Below are 16,838 nucleotides of genomic sequence, written 5' to 3'. Positions count from 1 at the left end.
GCTTGGCCCCGGTGGCGCGCAGCCTGTAATGGGAGAAATCCAATGTACCCCACCATTCACCGCCCCGCAGCGCGCCGCGCGCTGGCCCTGGGGCTTGTCGCCGGCGCCTGGCTGATCCCCTCGGCCTCGATGGCTGGCGCCGAAACCTACCTGCCGACAGGGGCCGCTGCCGTGACTGCCGAAACCAGCCATATCCAGCTTGTCCAAGCCGAAGTGGTTCCCGACGAGATGCCGGTTTCCTACACAGCCGAGCAGGCTGATCGCGGCCAGAAACAGTATGACAAAGAGTGTGTGGATTGCCACGGAAAGGATCTTGGCGGCGGGCTGAACGGGGGACCGCCCCTGCGCGGTCTCGCTTTCGAAGAAAAGTTCGGCGACGGAAATACCGCTTCGACGATGTTTTTGTTCATGTCCTCATTGATGCCGCCCAATTCACCGGGGCGTTATTCCGAGAGCACCTATGCCGACCTGATGGCCTATATCCTCAAGCGGAACGGCTATCAGCCGGGGGCGCCACTGCCTTCGGACGCCGAGGCGCTCGATTATCTGATCATGGAGAAGTGATCCTGAACCGGCAGGCGGGCGGCGGCAGGCATCTTGCCGGATCAGGCCCCTGATGCTGCCGGATATCACCCTGCAGATGCTTGGCTTTCGCGCCCTGGCGCTTTTGATCATTGCCGGGATCCATGGTGGCATCATCGCAGGGGTGGCGGTCTTGCTGGGCGACAAGGGGCCGAAATACGATGGCCGCCTGACCCTTCTGCCGGGCGGTCACATCGATCTGCTCGGCGCGATCGGCCTGATCATCTTTGGTCTGGGCTGGACCAAGCCGGTCCCTGTCGAGATCCGGAAGTTGCGCATCGGTCGGATCGGCATTGTGCTGGTCATTCTGGCGGGGTTTGTCGGCTTGCTGGTCACTGCGGCACTGTTCACGGCGCTGATCAAACCGGCCCTGACCACGCTGCCGCACACCGCTGCGCTGACGACAGCGGCCTTTCTCAGGACGGCTGGCAGCCTGTCGATCTGGGTGGCGCTGCTTGGTCTTGTCCCGATTCCGCCGCTTGCGGGCGGGATGTTTCTCAAGGCGTTCGGCCTGCGTGTTTCATCGCAGGTTCAGGGAATTCTTGCCCTGGGGCTGCTGTTGGCGATCGCGGCTGGCGTGGTGCGCCCGCTTCTTGCTCCGGCCTACGCGGTTCTGGCGCCGCTTATCCTTGGCGCGTGAAGACCATCACAGGGCAGGGATCGGGGCGCCCTGCCCCATCGGCACCACCCCGTAACGTTCGAGGATCGCCGCCAGCGTGCCATCGGATTCAAACTGGTGAAACGCCTGAACGATCTTGCGTTTCAACGTGATGTCACCCTTCCAGAGACCAAACACCACGTTATAGCGGCCAAGCTCATCAGGCATGGTGGCGACCCACCAGTCATGTTCCGCGGCCAGCTTGCCAGCCAGCAGCGCCTCGGTGACACCACCGGCAAGCGCACCCCCCGCGATCCCATCGACGAAATCCTGACTGTTGCGCACCACGCGGATCGTGACGTCCTGACCGCGCAGGAAGCTTGAGAGGCCGATGCGGTCGAGACCGGAGATCATGGTCAGCGCGCCAAGGGTAAGACCCTGGATATCCTCCAGCGGGGCCGGTGCCACGATCATCCAGCCGGTTTCGGCATAGGCCGGGCCGGTATCGAGAAACGACCGGGTGAGCGGTGAATCCACGACCCCCCCGGCAAGCACCTGACACTTGGCCCGGTTGATCGCCCAGTTGCGCGGGTTAAAGTCGCGGCCCATGGCATCGATGGGGCTGAGCAACAGATCGACGCCGATATATCCGGCCACGGCGCGCAGAAGCTCGATATCGATCCCCGGCTGGTCGGGGTCGCCGGTGACCAGCAGCGGATAGCTTGTCGGAACACAGGCGCGGAGGGCGCGGTTCGCCTCGACCTCACGCAGCGAGGTATCGGGCGGCAGGAACGTGATCAGCAGCATCAGGACCACGACAACGACAAGGCCACCAAGGTCGCGCGTCAGTCGCCGCAGCGTGAACATATCGACCCCCTCACGCCTTGCGGAAATCGAACAGCGCGATCGTGAACAGCACCACCCCGGCAATCGCCATGATCGCGATGCCGAGACGTGGATCGAACTGGTTGTAGTTGATCAGCACACCCCGCAGCGAATCCACCGCATAGGTCAACGGATTGTATTCAACGATCGTGACCAGCCATTCGGGATAGACGACGCGGGTCTGTGACCGGGACAGGGCCGGGTCGAGCGGAAAGATCGAACTGGAGGTGAAATACAGCGGCAGGATGACAGCGTTGGAAAAGACACCGAACCCCTCAAAGCTGCGGATGCGGTTGGCGATCACCACACCGAGCGAGGTCAGCGCGAAGGCCAGCATGGCCATCAGGCCAAGGGCCTTCAACACCGCAAGCCAGGTCAACGGCACATCGGCAAAGCGGGCCAGCAAAAGCACAAGGCAGCCATGCGCCATCGCCACCGTAGCCCCGCCCAGCACCTTGCCCAGCAGCACCATGCCCCGTGACATGGGCGAGACGAGAACCTCGCGCAGAAAGCCGAACTCGCGGTCCCAGATGACCGATATTGCCGACTGAACCGAGGTATACATCACGTTGAGCGCCACGACGGCGGGAAAGATGAACTGCAGATAGGTGAACGGCACGACAAAGGTCACCTCGCCGTAAACCTCGCCGCGAAAATAGGGATTAAGGCCGATGCCAAGGATCAGCACCCACAGAATGGGACGGCTGATGCCGCCGACAAGTTGCCCACGGTCACGGATGGCGCGTTTCACCTCGCGCAGCCAGATGCCATAAAGACCGCCGAGCTGGATAAAGAACGGTGAGCGGCGGGTCGCGGGCGCTCTGGAGGTGGGGCCAGTATCGGGGCCAATATCGCAGTCGGGGTCGGTCATCGGGTGTGTTCTCCTCCGCGCTTGCCGAAGGCGAGTGTGCGTTCGCGCGCGCCAGCGTCATGGTCGCGGATCTCCCGGCCGGTCAGCGTCAGGAACACTGTCTCAAGGCTCGGGACTTCGACGGCAAGCGAGCGGATGCGGTTGCCGAAATCAGCGAGCATCAGCTCGACGAAAGCATCGTCCGAGGTGAGCAGGATGGTGTCGCCCGCCTTCCCCGGATCCCCCGCCAGACGATCCCCAAAGCGCGTCAGGATGTCCTGACGGACCTCAGCGTCTTTGGGGACGATGCGCAGCAGTTGTTGGCCGTGATCGCGTTTCAGGGCCTCGGGCGTGTCGAGCGCCAGAACCTTGCCCTGATCGACGATGCACACCCGGTCACAGCCCTCAACCTCTTCGATGTAATGGGTGGTCACCAGCACGGTGATCTGCCGCTCGCGCTGGAGGCGGCGAATATAGGTCCAGATACGCTCGCGGGTCTGGGCGTCCAGCCCGACCGTGGGCTCGTCCAGCAGCATGATCTCGGAATCATGGATCATGGCGCGGGCGATTTCCAACCGGCGTTTCATGCCCGACGAAAGCGTTCGCGCCGTCTTGTCGGCCCAGTCGGTCAGCTCCACCAGATCCAGCATTTCCTCGATGCGCTGGCGTCGCAGCTTGCGCGGCACCCCGAAGACCAACCCATGCAGATTGAGATTCTCGCGGACGGTCAGCCGGTCATCAAGGCTCGGCTCCTGAAAGACGATGCCAAGCAGGCGGCGGGCGGCAAGCGGTTGTTTGACCACGTCAAAGCCGCGGATCTGCGCAACGCCGCTGTCAGGGCGCAGGAGGGTACACAGGATATGCAGCAGCGTCGTCTTGCCAGCGCCATTCGGGCCCAGCAGCGCGAACAGCTCCTTGTTGCGGATATCAAAGCTGATGCCGTCCAGCGCCAGGGTCCGCCCATAGCGTTTGGATATGTTGTCGATCCGGATCGCCGGTTCAGAATTCAAAGCGTTTGGCATCAAGGTCTGGCCTCGGCCGGGAAGCCGTATTTTGCAAGGATTTCGGCAATGGTCCCGTCCTGAATCAGCGCGGCGATCGCCTCGTCGATGGCGGTGCGCAAGAAGGTTTCGTTGGAAAGCATCAGCGCGCCCACACCAAGGGTGGTCGGCGGCAGGGGCGTCGGGTCGATCACGTGCAGGTCGGCAAAGGCCGGATCTGCACGCTGTTTCGCCCAAAGGCTTGGGGCCCAGACAAGGGCGACATCGACCGTGCCGTTGAGAAGCGACTCAAGAGCGATGTCGTTGGTGCCCATGGGAAAGGTCGGCCAGCGCTTTTCCGCGGGCAACGCCATGAGATAGGAGATCAGCCGGAGATGCGCCGAAGTCCCGCTCGTCGCGCCAATCGGACCCGGGGGCGCCAGATCGGCAAGCGAGTGGATATCGGGATCTGCCGAGACGAAGACATATTGCGTCTCGTAATAGGGGCGCGTCAGCGAGGCCCAGGCGGCATAACCACTGGGGATCAGCTTGAAGCCCATGTGAACGTCACAATGCTCCAGCAGGATCCCATAAACTTTCGTAATGTCCTCGATGATGATCCCGCTTTCGACCACATATCGCTGCGGTTCAAGCAGCAAAGCCTCGGCGATGGCGTCGGCGATGGCTGCGTCCGCCTCCCAGGCGGGGTCACGGCGATCAACGCAATAACGCAGCTGCGATTCATCCAACCGCCGACCAAAGGTCCATTGACCATAGGCATAGGGGATATCGAAGAATTCCGGCTCCTGAGCCGATGCCGGCGCGGGCAACAGCGGGGCCAGCAGAGCGGTCAGCGCCAAAGCCAGAAGCGGACCAGCCAGACGCCGCAGCGCGAAAGAAAAGGGCAAGATCCAACCTCCCAAACGCACCGGGTGGACTGGAAATCTCCAGTTCCACCCGGGCAAGGTTTCGGGATGTGCTCAGCCGATCAATCGGGAAGCGCGAAAACGTACAGAGCCGCCGGGTTGTTCGGCGGAAGTTTCACTTCCGGCGTCAGGGATTGCAGACGGCCAAGGCCAGAGGCCCAGTTCGCCACAATCGCAACGTATTGCTTGCCGTTGGCAGTATAGGTGACCGGGAAGGATTCGAGCGAATTGCTCAGCTTGCCACTGGTCCACAGCACGTCGCCGGTTTCGTCGTCGAAGGCCATGAATTTGCGGTCAAGAGTGCCGACAAACACAACGCCGCCAGCGGTCGGCAAGGTCGAACTGGTGATCGGCGCACGCTGCCGGTACATCCACATATCCGACTGGTCTTCCATGCTGACTGCACGGACCTGGCCGATGTTGCCGTCGCTGTCCGCAACCGGAACCCGATCAAAGGTCGCCCGGCCACCACCGGTATAGATCGTTCCCGGATCAAGCGGGTTCACCGAGGTGTTCGAGCAGAACTCCACCGTCGGCAAATAGAGCGCCTTGGTGCGCGGGCTATAGGCCGTGGCCTGCCAGGCGCGCCCGCCCGGGTCGGCAGGGCAGTTGAAGGTGGTCTTGCCGATTTCCGGGATCGTCTCGGGATTGATCGTCTTTTCGCCGGTCACCGGATCAATCGAAAGCACCACGTTCTGCGGCACTGTCTCTTTCGACCAGAGCCAATCGCCGTTGACCCGGTCGATTGCCTCGATGATGCCGATCTTGCCGGTCGTCACCACCATCTTGCGCTCTTCACCGTTGACCGGCAGGTCGATGAGCATCCGCTCATAGACATAGTCCAGATCAAGCGTGTCGGTCGCGAGGTACTGGTGATACCACTTCAGTTCGCCGCTCTTCGGCTCGATGGCGAGGGTGGAGTTGGTATAAAGCGCCTCGTTGGTAACGTCGGGGTCCGAACTTTTGGGAAGCAGGCCGTTCATCACGGCGGGCCAGGGATAGGGCTGACCAACGCCGGTGAAGATCAGGTTCTGATCGGGATCGTAAGAGCCGCTGAGCCAGGCCGACCCACCGTGCCGGCTCTCCAGCGGGATGCCGTTCCAGCTGTTGCCCTCAGGCGTATCGCCTCGGGCGATGGTATGTACCCGCCACAATTCCTCGCCGGTATTCGCGTCATGGCCGGTGATGAAGCAGCCGCCGGGCTGACCGTTGCCGCAGCTGGTCATGCCCTGGATGATGACGCCATTGGCCACAATCGGTCCGCTGGTATAGCCCCAGCCCTTCTGGAAATCGGCGACCTGCTGATCCCAGACCAGTTTGCCGGTCTTGGTGTCGAGCGCGATGATATGCGCGTCACGGGTCGCGAGGATCAGGGTGTCCCCATAGATCGCCTTGTTGCGCTCTCCGTTCGGGCTTACCTCATCGGGCAGAGCATATTGATACTCCCAGATCAGATCGCCGGTCGCGCCGTCGAGTGCCTGAATCAGGTGGGTGGAGTTCTGGATATATATGATCCCGTCATGTACCAGCGGGGTTTCCTGTGTGCGCCCCCCCGGTGTCATTGCCCAAGCCCAGGCCAGCTTGAGATCGCCGACGTTCTCCTTGTTGATCTGGTCAAGCGGGCTGTAGCCCCAACCGTTATAGGTGCGACGCCACATCAACCAGTCGCCGTCCGGCGGGTTCAACAGCATCTCGTCGGTGACCGTCGAAACCTTGTCGATTGGGTTGTCTTGGGCGACGGCGGCTTGCATCGCCAACAGCGATACCGATGATGCGGCAATCGCAAAAATCGCCGGAAGCTTCAGAATACTCATGGTAAATCTCCTGCCCAGTTCCAGAGGTAACTAGCGCTTGGGCCTGACGGAAGATAAGCTAGAGGATTCGTGCGGGCCGCGGAATCTTACGCTAGTAAGATTGAACCTAGGCCAGTGCAGCGCGAGCCGTCAACACCCACCATCGAATCTGGCACCCTGCGGGGACAATCTCGGTTCAGCGCCTTTGGTTGCCGTTCACGCCGCTGCCCTTTCATGCTGAAAAGCAGGTCGATCTGCCCTGCGCGCCCCGCCGACAATGGATAAAGATACGCGCCTTGCCGGGATGTGACGAGGAAGCAAACATAGCAGACACGGCGCAAGACCCGGCGTTCACCCTGCGGCGTCAGAGGGATCGGTTTGCAGTTCTGGCAGATCACGCAAGGACTCCAAACCAAAAACCGCCAGAAAATCTGCTGTCGTCACAAACGTATGCGGTGCGCCGGGGCGCGGGCTTTTCGGTCCGTTGGCGATCAAATTCTTATGGCGCAGCCGCGCGAGCAGATCACGGTTGGTCTCTTTGCCAAAGATATCGGCAAGCCCTGCCCTGTCGATCGGTTGATGATAGGCGACGGCACACAGCACAGCCATTTCCTCTTTCGAGAAATTATGTTGCTGCGCGCCGATGTCCGCGGCGGCCCTGATGACCGGCGCGTATTGCGGCCGCGACCGGAACATCCAGCCGCCCGCGACGGACACAACCGCATAGGGTTTGTCTTTCAGATCGGCCTGAATGTCTTCGATCAGCAAGTCGATATTGGCCTTTTGCCCGACCACCCGAAGAAGAATGTCACGATTCACCGGTGTGCCACTTGCGAATAGAACGGCTTCGATGCGGTTCATCCATTCCCGCCAGCGCAGTTCGTTCGGCATGTCGTCAAGCTCAAGATCCAGCGCTTCCGCTTTTGCTTTCTCTTGCTTGCCCAGCGATCCCATCATGCCACCCCATAGAGGCGAAACATTTTGCGTCCGGTCAGCTCGCGCACCGCACCGAGTTCGACCAGGCGGTCACAAAGCCGCCGTGCCGACCGGCCGGTCATCGACGTGTCAGAGCCGTGAATTTTTGGCGACAACATCACGGATGGCAACACCGCGTCCTCCGTCAGAAACAGTCGGATCGCATCGTCCGAGCCTTTGGAGCGAAGCTTGGTCGCGACAGCCTTCAGATGACCGGCCCGCCGCGCCAGATCATAGGAGAGGCGAACGATGTCTTGCGCCGCATGCGCCGCCGCCAGATGAACGGCGATGCGGGCGTCTTCTCCTGCCGCGATCTGGCGCATGTCGGATCGTTTGAGATGGAGCGCGAGCAAAGGCATCGGACGGCTCCAGCCAAGCGCATGGCTCAGCACCGCGTCGGCGCAGAGCAGGGCGACCGCCTCGTGACGTGGGGCCACCGCGAGGATCCGGGTCAAAACCCCATAGGATTTGGCAACCGGCCCGCCTGCCCCGCTCACCGACAGATCAAGAGCCTCGCCGATGATCTCGTGAAGATTCTCGGGCACCAGCGTCGTAATCCGGGTCTGCCAGTCGCGGTTTCCCAGTCTGACACGGATACCGGCGCGCCAAAATGCCAACATGTCGCCATCCGGACCCATGGCATCCCCCGGCACAGTCAGCAGACAGGCATCGCGCAGCTCGGCCTCTGTCCGGCTCCTGCCCTCAATCTTGCAACAATTCATTGCCGCACGCAGGGTCAGCCGCGAACGCAGCAGATCCGCAGGAACGGCCAAGTCAGGATCGTGCAGGGCGACATGCAGCAAAGCCAGGGCTGATCCAGATGAGAAACACGCATTGTCAATATCTTGCGCAGCGGCCCCCTGCATGATCCACTTGGGTAAAATAGGTCCGGGAAGATCTGGTTTGGGGGATGGCGACCGGTGATTCATGCGCAGAACCATAGATCCGAACGGCGCTTATGGCCATGCAATATCACCCGAGCCGCCGCATCCCGAGAAACTTTTTCACGTCCCATAATCTTGCCTTATCGGACGTGAAAAGATATGATGCGTGACATGGCTCAAAGTTCATATTTCAACCTCGGACTCGCCCGAAATCGGCCCTCTCGTCGCGCAAGTTCTTGTTTAATTCATGGACAAGGCTTTAGCTCAATCTCTGGACTCGTCCTGACGCGGTCACGGGCCACGAAACGGACCGGTTCTGAGTCGCGGTTTATGAGACTGGGGCCGTCAGCCGAGGAGATCGACGTCATAGGCCCCGAGCTTCGTATCGGAACTCGCAAGGCGCAACCCCTCGCACCGGGCCTGCGCGACCAGCATCCGGTCGAATGGATCGGTGTGGTGCAACGGCAACGCTGCCGCAGCTTCCGCATGGGTCCACGAGATTGGCAAGGGCCGACAGCCCGCATCGGCCGCGATCTCGAACAGATCGTCCGGCACGTCGAGCTTGCCGATGGCGCGCTTGATCCCGATCTCCCAGACGCTCGCCGACGACAGGTAAACTTCACCTTCGGAGATTGCCTGCGCCTGCGCTGCCGTGAGGCGCGGATCGTTCAGGACCGCCCAGAGCAGCACATGGGTGTCGAGCAGAACCCGCACTTAATGCCCGGCGCTCTGCTCGAACATCTCGGCGATTTCCTCGTCGCCTTCAAACATGTCATCCGGCAGCGCGAACTTGCCCTCCAGGGCGCCGATCAACGGCCGCCCGACGGGGCGGCTCGCAGCCACAATCCGCGCGACGGGACGCCCGTACCGGGTCAGCTCAATCGCCTCCCCCGCCTCTGCCCGACGGATCAACTCGGCAAACTGGGCCTTGGCTTCTGCGATGGCGATCTGCATGGGCGTCTTCCTTTTAGCTCTGACCAACATGTAGGTCACCATCATGAATGACACAAGAGATCAGATCACCCTTCCCACCTCCGTTGCCGGTTCTGGCACGCTTGATCGGCTGATCGAGACAGCCCGAGACTACGCCGAACAATCGGCATCCGAGAACACGCTGAAGGCCTACGCCACAGACTGGGCGCATTTTACGCGCTGGTGCCGACTGCAGGGTGCAGACCCACTGCCCCCCTCGTCCGAGATGATCGGGCTTTACCTGGCAGACCTGGCTGCACCGGGAGGCAAGGCCCCGTCGCAGTCGGCGTCCCGACCCCTGTCGGTATCTTCCATAGATCGCCGCCTGTCAGGTCTTGCCTGGAACTACACGCAGCGGGGCTTCGCGCTTGATCGCAAGAACCGTCACATCGCCACGGTGCTGGCCGGGATCAAACGCAAACACGCGCGGCCGCCGGTACAAAAGGAGGCAATCCTGCGCGATGACATCCTGGCGATGGCGGCCACCTTGGGTTTCGATCTGCGCGGGTTGCGCGACCGTGCGATCCTGCTGCTTGGATATGCAGGCGGGTTACGCCGTTCGGAGATTGTCAGCCTGGATGTTCACAAGGACGACACGCCCGACTCCGGCGGCTGGATCGATATCCTCGACGAGGGTGCGCTCCTCACCCTTAACGCCAAGACCGGCTGGCGCGAGGTCGAGATCGGTCGGGGCTCGTCTGATCTAACTTGCCCCGTTCACGCGCTGGAGCAATGGCTGCATTTTGCCAGAATCGACTTTGGTCCCGTGTTCACGCGCACCTCGCGTGATGGCAAAGAGGCGCTCGAGACCCGCCTCAGCGACAAACATGTCGCGCGGCTGATCAAACAGACCGTGCTGGCCGCCGGCATCCGTTCGGAGCTACCGGAAAAGGACCGCCTCGCCCTGTTCTCAGGCCATAGCTTGCGCGCGGGTCTCGCCAGCAGCGCTGAGGTCGACGAACGCTACATCCAAAAGCACCTCGGCCACGCCAGCGCCGAAATGACCCGTCGCTATCAACGCCGCCGCGACAGATTCCGCGTGAACCTGACCAAGGCCGCAGGGTTATAATCGTCTCGGTCCGATCGAGGTATCGGTCCACTTGCCGCGCCCCATTTGTTGGGCGGGCCATGCGACATCAACTGCTCCCGCAGGATGGACTACCCCATTTTCTCGGGACAAGATTTTCTCTCCCGAACGGCAATCTCTTCGCGGATACGTTGCCAGGAGGCTGACGCCGCGTCCCCGTCAGCCAGAGCCCGGTACTCTTCGCCTGCCTCGCGTGTCCCGTGGCCAAGATGGCTTTGAATCGTAGCCGCAGCAATTTCTGGATCGTGCAGACGCAAATAATCCGCTGCAAGCGTTCGCAAATCGTGCGCCGATACATCGATTGCTTTTCGGACAAGATTACTCACCCATTTAGAAGAAGGCACCTCCACGGATCCTGTCAAAAAGTTCAGGCCGACAAGCTTGTAGTATTCGATGCCTACGAGCCGCTTTGGGCGGCCACGCAGGACCAACTCATCAAGAAGAACACATGTTTCACGCCACAGAAGGCCTGCTCCGGTGTCGATTTCCGTTTTTTTTGGCACCAGTCGAGTGTCCACTCACCGCTCGGGAGCCGAGACAATTCATGACCAAGCCGCCATCGGGCGATATCGCCAATCCGCGCTGGCTTATTCACCAGAAGCATTAATACTGCGTTCGTTTGTCGAAGTTTTTCCGTCCGCGCGGCATGGCCAGCAAGATCGTCAATTTCGCTTCGAAGTTGGCATATTGTCTGAATGATACACTCAAAACCACCCCGCTCCCTGAGACGTCGGATCCTGCCCGTCTTCAGCTTTGCCTGTCGGCGCCCAACGGACTTGAAATGCTCCCGCGCGGCGCGCAGTCCATCCAGCGTCTGTTTTTCTGCATCGCCCGCGCGCATCAGCGCAACGAGCCCGTCAAGGTATCCGGAGGCTGTTATTGGCCGCACGCCGGTCTCGATAAATGCATCGCCAAGCATGATCGCCACGAAATATCCGGGAACATCCCCCGAAACTCCGGGCGGAAGATCAAGCAAGCGAAGCATGTTGGCACACCGTGTGATTGATGCAAGATACCTCATTTTTGAGCTATCCCGGATCGCTGAAGATCGCAGGTTCCGCCACATTTCACGCCAAGATGATGGCCAATTATCCGGCGCGTTGAGGGGCACCGCTGGCGTTCGGCTTTGGCGTGCTACACCCCCTGCCCCGCTCCGCCGGCGGTAGTAGGATTTGCGCAAATCCCGTCCCGCCGCAGTTGAAACATTGGGTGCATATCTGTGGAGCGCACGCAACAACGTCGCAAGCGTTGATTCAGACTGCGCAGCGGCACTGAAAGCCCCCGGGCCTGGCGCATCCAAAGGCTCCCGCCGCCGCCGGACTTCCGTGAAAAACCGGCCAACAACAGCCGCCGCTCCAGGCGCTAGGTTCGACGCATCTGCCAGCATAGCGCTCTGAACTGCAGGCGATGCCGGGTTTAAATACTCAATAATCCGGCTGTCATTCATGAGACGCGCCGCTTCATCTTTGCGAAAATCCCCGGGTGTTGAGATTTTAACGCAGCTCGGACCTGCTTCGCGGCTTCAGCACCGCTGTCTCGACCATAATGTCTGCGGACAGTTTCTTCGGTATCACCGAGCACCGCCGCCGCTTTTGCAAAATTTCCCGGTTCGATGGCAAGGATCAGCGTCGCGACGGCATGTCGGGATTGATGCGGCGTCAGGTCGAGTCCGATGATATCTGCTCCGTCCCGCCAGATTTCAGCGATGGTCGACGGAGCAAGACATCCTTGGGGCAGTGTCATCCCGGACTTGACGAGGCGCGGATGGGCCTCCCCGGGTATCACATATGGCGTGTCGCTCAGGCCGCGCAGTTCGAGATACCGTGGCCGGAAATCATGAAGCCAGGTCCAGAGAATTCTTGCTTCATCGGACAGGAGATGCACGGTTACCTCCCGGTCGTTCTTGATCTCTCCTGGGAAGAATCGCAATTCGGCGTGTGTTCGTTTCCGAACCCAGGTGATGTGACCCGGCGCTTCTCGGGTGGATCGATATCTCAATCTGATTAAATTCGATGTTCGTAGTGGCCGTGACACTTGCACGGCAAACAGGACCGCAGCCGCGTAAAGCCGCAAGCCAGACAATTCCTGGGTTAGATTCTTCTCAGACCGCCCGGTTTCGATTCCCTCGGTTGCGCGCCGCGCGATCGTTCCGGGAGCATTTACAAAAGCGGCTGCGATCTGCGGACGGCGGATCAGCACATCGCAGAGGCGCTTGGCATCATCTGTCATGGATTTTCCGGCGGCGCGTACATATTGAACATGAAACCGCCGCTGCAACTGGACAATTGCAACCAGAGGAGCCAGTTTCAGGCCGTGCCGGGAAAGCGTCTCGAGCGCTGCCAGACGCGATGTCAACGTCTGGGTTTTATCTGGGTCCTTGAGGTGCCTAGACGCCTTCGATCGGGCGATCTGATCTGTACAAGCGGTTTCAATGATTTCACTCGTGAAGAGTTCCTCGAGACCTTCCAGTTGATCTCGCTGCAGCCCGTGGCGCTCTGCCGCGAGCACAAGCCAAGTGATTGCCGTCCGCCAACCGGCGATGGCTGCTTTGCGGTTTAGCAGCACTCTTCGACGCCCGGCGGCTTCCGCATCAAGCTCCCGCAGAACGCGCTCCGCATCTTCGCCAGCCGCGATGGCGGCTCGCGCCGCGGCAAGCCGGTCTTCCGGGCGCGCAAGCGCAGACTGCATTGCTGCCTCAGCATCCTGTCTGAACGGCTCGGGCAGGCTCTGCCAAGAGATCCGCTCCCGGGCCGAGACGGGTCCGGGCATTGCGAGCGGTGCCGACAGCAGAAACGCACTTATCTCCGGAGTGCTTCGAGACTCCTCAATCAATCGGTTCAGTGTTCTTAGCGCACGACCGAAAGACTTGCGCTTCTCGGAGCTGAGTTCTGCTGCAACACGGTTGACGTCATCGGCCGCTACGGTGCCGGGTCCGACATGAAATCGGGCTCTCAGCATCATCAGACCTCTCGACGTCCCGGTCGTGAACCTTGCCCCCCGTTCTTTGAAACCTTCGTGAACGCGCACGAAAGCGATCAGTTCGTCCCAGTCGGCCCAGTCGTGATGCCTTTCCAGGTCCGGCTCCATTGAAGCCCGGAACCGTTTGAGCAACGCACGGACGCGCGCGTTGCCGCGGAGGCGCGCTGATTTCAGATCTCTGGCTTTTGAAACGACGGCGTAGCCCGACGCGGCAATATGTTCCTCGAAGTACGCTATATCCGCGGGGATAAGTCCAATATCATCGTCAATCATGCCCAAGCGTGCCGGCACTTTGCGCAACTCGCAAATTGTTGCGTAGGGTTCTCCGACTTGTTCAGCCCAGACAACAACATCGCCCAGTGAACTCTCGGGGTTCTGCTGGATATCAAGATCAATGTGTTGGTGGGTCATGGATGCGCCCTCCAAATCTCGGGTGCCCCGTGCCGGCCTCGATGTCGGTGAAACACACACCCTGACGCGACAACGGTAAGTTTTACACTTAGGACCCCGAACATGACGCCGATTAGTGTTTGGTGACGTTTGTGGAAATGTCCTGCTGACATATGCTCTGTCGCGCAAACCGCTGCAGTGACGAAGAAACGCATCAGATGGTCTCGTCGGTCAGGTATGGATAGAGCGGTGCAAGAAGACCGAACTCGCTTTTCAACCAATGTTGTGAATCTCGCGGATTCAGGCGGACATTATTGCCGACGTTGCGGGTGGGCATCCCGGACGCTATCCACCGGTCGACCGTGCGCAGACTGATCGCCATGCTCGCAGCGATATCAGTTTTTGTAATGAGCGGTAGCTTATATCGCTCTTGCTGCTGCGTTCCCCGTGGTTGCGGCCCGTCTTCAATTGCCCAAACATTGGCCCAGCTGAATCTGTATTCCCGACCGACAAGATGGCCAGAGACCTGACCATCACGAACATACTTTCGTACCGTTGCGGGACGGAGCCTGAAGTGCTCCGAAACATCGGCGATCGTCAGCAGGCATTCGATCGAATCGATCCGGTTCGAGGTCTCGGAAACGTAATTTCTGTCGCAAAAAATAGTCATTTAATTCTTCCATAATGAATAAGAAGAACGTATCGGCAGATGTTTAAAATGAGATTTAAGAGAAGTACATTCACACCCTTTGGTCAGGTAGGTAAAAACTCCGTCATTAGGCTGTCAATAAGGCTGCTATTGAACCGCCAAGGCCTTAACCGTTTATCGAAATCTAAATCCAAGCTGGTTTCGGACCTTCGGCGCATTTAAATACCTTGTTGATACTATTTTAGTTTAAGAGCACAAGAAATGTGTGCGGGGCGTTCGGACTACTTGAGTAGTGGTGTTTTCATGTGGTGCCAGCAGCAACAAGGACTGTGCGAAGCGCGGAGCAGAGTAATTTTTACAGTTTACCCTGATCGTTATTGGAGGTAACCGTGAGAAAGCACCGCCTCAGCATATCCGACAAGACAGCATATCTCATCGAGATCGTACTAGTTCGGGCGCAACTGAATGAACGAACACACTGAGTATAACAGTTACAGCCCCTGACAATGGTTGAGCCGTGCCTTTGAGGTATAGTAATATGCAAGACACGCCCCTGCACTGACGATGCAGTGAATACTGGAATCTGTAGCGATTACCCGCTTAGGTGCTGCCGCGTGTCGATTTTCGATCACTCTATCATTCATCGATCGAGGGTAAATTTCCTCAGGCATCTTTGTAAATTACCTGTAGACAACCTGTGCCGTATTGAGCATCAGCGATATCGCCTACCAGAACTGAATGGGTTTAAATCTATGAAAAAGAAAAGCGCGCTGGCTCTCATTGAATGTGAAAAAATTGATTCAATGTCTTCTTCTACTGATAAGGGGGCAGATCAAAGTGATCGCTTCCATCACGCCCCCGACTTGGGAGATGTGCCGAGCGATGGTCTGATCGGTAACACGCCACTCCTTATGGCGTTCCAGTACTTCGCTTCCGGAGGTGAAGATAATGTGGATGTCTACACCTCCTGGGGTGACAAGCACATCCACATTCGGATCGAGTCGCGCAGCACAAGGATGCATTCATGTCAAAAATCCGCATTGGCTAAGAGGTGGTCGCAGGATTTCGGACCAGTTGCTAAGCTTTAGCGACTGATGAAGGACCGACCCGACATGACGAAACGCAAGCGCTATACATCGGAGTTCAAGGCGAAGGTGGCTTTGGAAGCCATCCGCGAGGAACTGACGACGGCCGAGCTGGCCAAGAAATACGACATTCATCCGACGATGATCACCGGCTGGAAGAAAGCGGCGATCGAGAACATGGCCGCCGCGTTTGATGGCAAGATGACAGCTGCGCCGTCGGTTTCTGATCGAGAGCTGGAAAAACTTCACGCCAAAATCGGACAGCTTGTCGTGGAACGAGATTTTTTGGCCAGTGCCTCCAGTCTTATCCTCGGGACTGGAGGCAAAAAGCGGTGAAGCAGGATCATCCTGATATAAGCGTACGCCTCCAATGCGTGCTGCTCTACCTGTCGCGCTCGGCGCTGTACTATCAACCGTGGGGCGAAAGCGCCGAGAATTTGCGCTTCATGGAAATCATTGACAAGCAATTCCTTGAAACGCCGTGGTACGGGTCACGGCAAATGGCCCGCCACATGCAACGAGAAGGCCACAAATGCGGGCGACACCGGGTGCGGCGGCTGATGAAGCCGATGCGGTTGGTCCCGATCTACCAAGAGCCCAAGACCAGCAAAAAGCATCCCACGCACAAGATATATCCATATCTGCTCGGAGACTTGCCTATAACCCGGCCAAATCAGGTCTGGTGCACCGACATCACCTATATCCCGATGCGGCGAGGGTTCCTCTACTTGGTGGCCATCATAGACTGGCACAGTCGCAAGGTCCTGAGTTGGCGGCTCTCGAACACCATGGATGTGGGGGTCTGCGTCGAGGCATTCAAAGACGCCTTGGCCCGATACTGTTCACCGGCGATCTTCAACTCAGATCAAGGGTCGCAATTCACCAGCACCGATTTCACCGCCGTGCTGCGCGACCCCAAGATGAAAATTTCCATGGATGAGCGTGGTCGCTGGATCGACAACCGATTGATCAAACGCCTCTGGCGGTCGCTGAAATCCGAGTGCGTCTACCTGAACGCCTTCGAGACCGGTTCAGAGGCGCGCGGCGGGATCGGCGCCTGGATCAGCTATTACAATGAGAAACGTCCGCACTCATCGCATGGCCTGCTGACCCCGGCAGAGGCCTATGATACTCAAGACCTAAACCTGAAAGCTGCCGCCTGACATGAAACCAATGCTATAGCTTATCGCGGCAGAAAGCTGG

At 59.3% G+C, this 16,838-nt stretch carries 17 protein-coding genes; 5 read left to right on the top strand and 12 right to left on the bottom strand.

Features of this window, described 5'->3' with window-relative positions:
• Window positions 1-42 precede the first annotated feature (42 nt).
• Window positions 43-564, top strand: coding sequence for a c-type cytochrome (locus FQ320_RS20035; protein ID WP_187393993.1), 522 nt, complete (start codon window positions 43-45; stop codon window positions 562-564).
• A 52-nt stretch (window positions 565-616) separates the two neighbouring features.
• Complete coding sequence (locus FQ320_RS20030) at window positions 617-1,222, top strand: hypothetical protein (protein WP_148475100.1); 606 nt, start codon at window positions 617-619, stop codon at window positions 1,220-1,222.
• A 6-nt stretch (window positions 1,223-1,228) separates the two neighbouring features.
• On the opposite strand, the gene FQ320_RS20025 is transcribed toward FQ320_RS20030, so the two are convergent.
• The 9 genes from FQ320_RS20025 to FQ320_RS19985 form a co-directional block, all read right to left on the bottom strand.
• The gene (locus FQ320_RS20025; protein ID WP_148475099.1) at window positions 1,229-2,047 is read right to left on the bottom strand and encodes an ABC transporter substrate-binding protein; all 819 of its coding nucleotides are present in this window, start codon (window positions 2,045-2,047) and stop codon (window positions 1,229-1,231) included.
• A 10-nt stretch (window positions 2,048-2,057) separates the two neighbouring features.
• Entirely contained in the window at window positions 2,058-2,936 is an 879-nt protein-coding gene (locus FQ320_RS20020; protein ID WP_148475098.1) for an ABC transporter permease, read from the bottom strand.
• A complete protein-coding gene (locus tag FQ320_RS20015) occupies window positions 2,933-3,937 on the bottom strand; it encodes an ABC transporter ATP-binding protein (RefSeq protein ID WP_148475097.1) in 1,005 nt (334 codons plus the stop codon). Before FQ320_RS20015 ends, FQ320_RS20020 begins: the two co-directional genes overlap by 4 nt.
• Entirely contained in the window at window positions 3,937-4,803 is an 867-nt protein-coding gene (locus tag FQ320_RS20010) for an ABC transporter substrate-binding protein (RefSeq protein ID WP_148475096.1), read from the bottom strand. The genes FQ320_RS20015 and FQ320_RS20010 overlap by 1 nt, the downstream gene beginning before the upstream one ends.
• 80 nt (window positions 4,804-4,883) lie before the next feature.
• Complete coding sequence (locus tag FQ320_RS20005) at window positions 4,884-6,635, bottom strand: PQQ-binding-like beta-propeller repeat protein (protein ID WP_148475095.1); 1,752 nt, start codon at window positions 6,633-6,635, stop codon at window positions 4,884-4,886.
• Window positions 6,636-6,965: 330 nt separating this feature from the next.
• On the bottom strand, window positions 6,966-7,571 hold the full coding sequence (locus FQ320_RS20000; RefSeq protein WP_255509634.1) for an SMC-Scp complex subunit ScpB: 606 nt from the start codon (window positions 7,569-7,571) through the stop codon (window positions 6,966-6,968).
• A complete protein-coding gene (locus tag FQ320_RS19995) occupies window positions 7,568-8,518 on the bottom strand; it encodes a DUF1403 family protein (RefSeq protein ID WP_255509633.1) in 951 nt (316 codons plus the stop codon). Before FQ320_RS19995 ends, FQ320_RS20000 begins: the two co-directional genes overlap by 4 nt.
• 300 nt (window positions 8,519-8,818) lie before the next feature.
• Window positions 8,819-9,187: a type II toxin-antitoxin system VapC family toxin gene (locus FQ320_RS19990; RefSeq protein WP_148475093.1), complete on the bottom strand. Its 369-nt coding sequence runs from the start codon at window positions 9,185-9,187 to the stop codon at window positions 8,819-8,821.
• Window positions 9,188-9,427: a type II toxin-antitoxin system Phd/YefM family antitoxin gene (locus tag FQ320_RS19985; protein WP_148475092.1), complete on the bottom strand. Its 240-nt coding sequence runs from the start codon at window positions 9,425-9,427 to the stop codon at window positions 9,188-9,190.
• Between the two features lie 43 nt (window positions 9,428-9,470).
• On the opposite strand from FQ320_RS19985, the gene FQ320_RS19980 reads away from it, so the two are divergent.
• The gene (locus FQ320_RS19980; RefSeq protein ID WP_148475091.1) at window positions 9,471-10,514 is read left to right on the top strand and encodes a tyrosine-type recombinase/integrase; all 1,044 of its coding nucleotides are present in this window, start codon (window positions 9,471-9,473) and stop codon (window positions 10,512-10,514) included.
• A 415-nt stretch (window positions 10,515-10,929) separates the two neighbouring features.
• Here FQ320_RS19980 and FQ320_RS19975 read toward each other — a convergent pair whose 3' ends face one another.
• The 3 genes from FQ320_RS19975 to FQ320_RS19965 all read right to left on the bottom strand — a co-directional run bounded on the left by FQ320_RS19975 (window position 10,930) and on the right by FQ320_RS19965 (window position 14,571).
• On the bottom strand, window positions 10,930-11,517 hold the full coding sequence (locus FQ320_RS19975; RefSeq protein ID WP_148475090.1) for a hypothetical protein: 588 nt from the start codon (window positions 11,515-11,517) through the stop codon (window positions 10,930-10,932).
• Window positions 11,518-11,975: 458 nt separating this feature from the next.
• Window positions 11,976-13,922, bottom strand: coding sequence for a hypothetical protein (locus FQ320_RS19970; protein ID WP_148475089.1), 1,947 nt, complete (start codon window positions 13,920-13,922; stop codon window positions 11,976-11,978).
• A 193-nt stretch (window positions 13,923-14,115) separates the two neighbouring features.
• Window positions 14,116-14,571, bottom strand: coding sequence for a helix-turn-helix domain-containing protein (locus FQ320_RS19965; RefSeq protein WP_148475088.1), 456 nt, complete (start codon window positions 14,569-14,571; stop codon window positions 14,116-14,118).
• A 731-nt stretch (window positions 14,572-15,302) separates the two neighbouring features.
• Here FQ320_RS19965 and FQ320_RS19960 point away from each other — a divergent pair.
• Together FQ320_RS19960 and FQ320_RS19955 are read left to right on the top strand one after the other, a co-directional pair.
• Window positions 15,303-15,638 (top strand): hypothetical protein, encoded by a 336-nt coding sequence (locus tag FQ320_RS19960; protein ID WP_187393991.1) that lies wholly within the window; start codon window positions 15,303-15,305, stop codon window positions 15,636-15,638.
• 24 nt (window positions 15,639-15,662) lie between these two features.
• Window positions 15,663-16,798, top strand: a protein-coding gene (locus FQ320_RS19955) for an IS3 family transposase (RefSeq protein ID WP_148475086.1) whose coding sequence is annotated in 2 segments (ribosomal slippage) — window positions 15,663-15,930 and window positions 15,930-16,798 — 1,137 coding nt in all. Because the reading frame shifts where the segments join, the coding sequence is not laid out codon by codon here.
• Window positions 16,799-16,838 lie beyond the last annotated feature (40 nt).

This window comes from Oceaniovalibus sp. ACAM 378, from assembly GCF_008085915.1.
GTDB lineage: Bacteria > Pseudomonadota > Alphaproteobacteria > Rhodobacterales > Rhodobacteraceae > Oceaniglobus.
The sequence above is the reverse complement of the archived record's forward strand: the minus strand, read 5'-3'. Positions and strand labels throughout refer to the sequence as shown.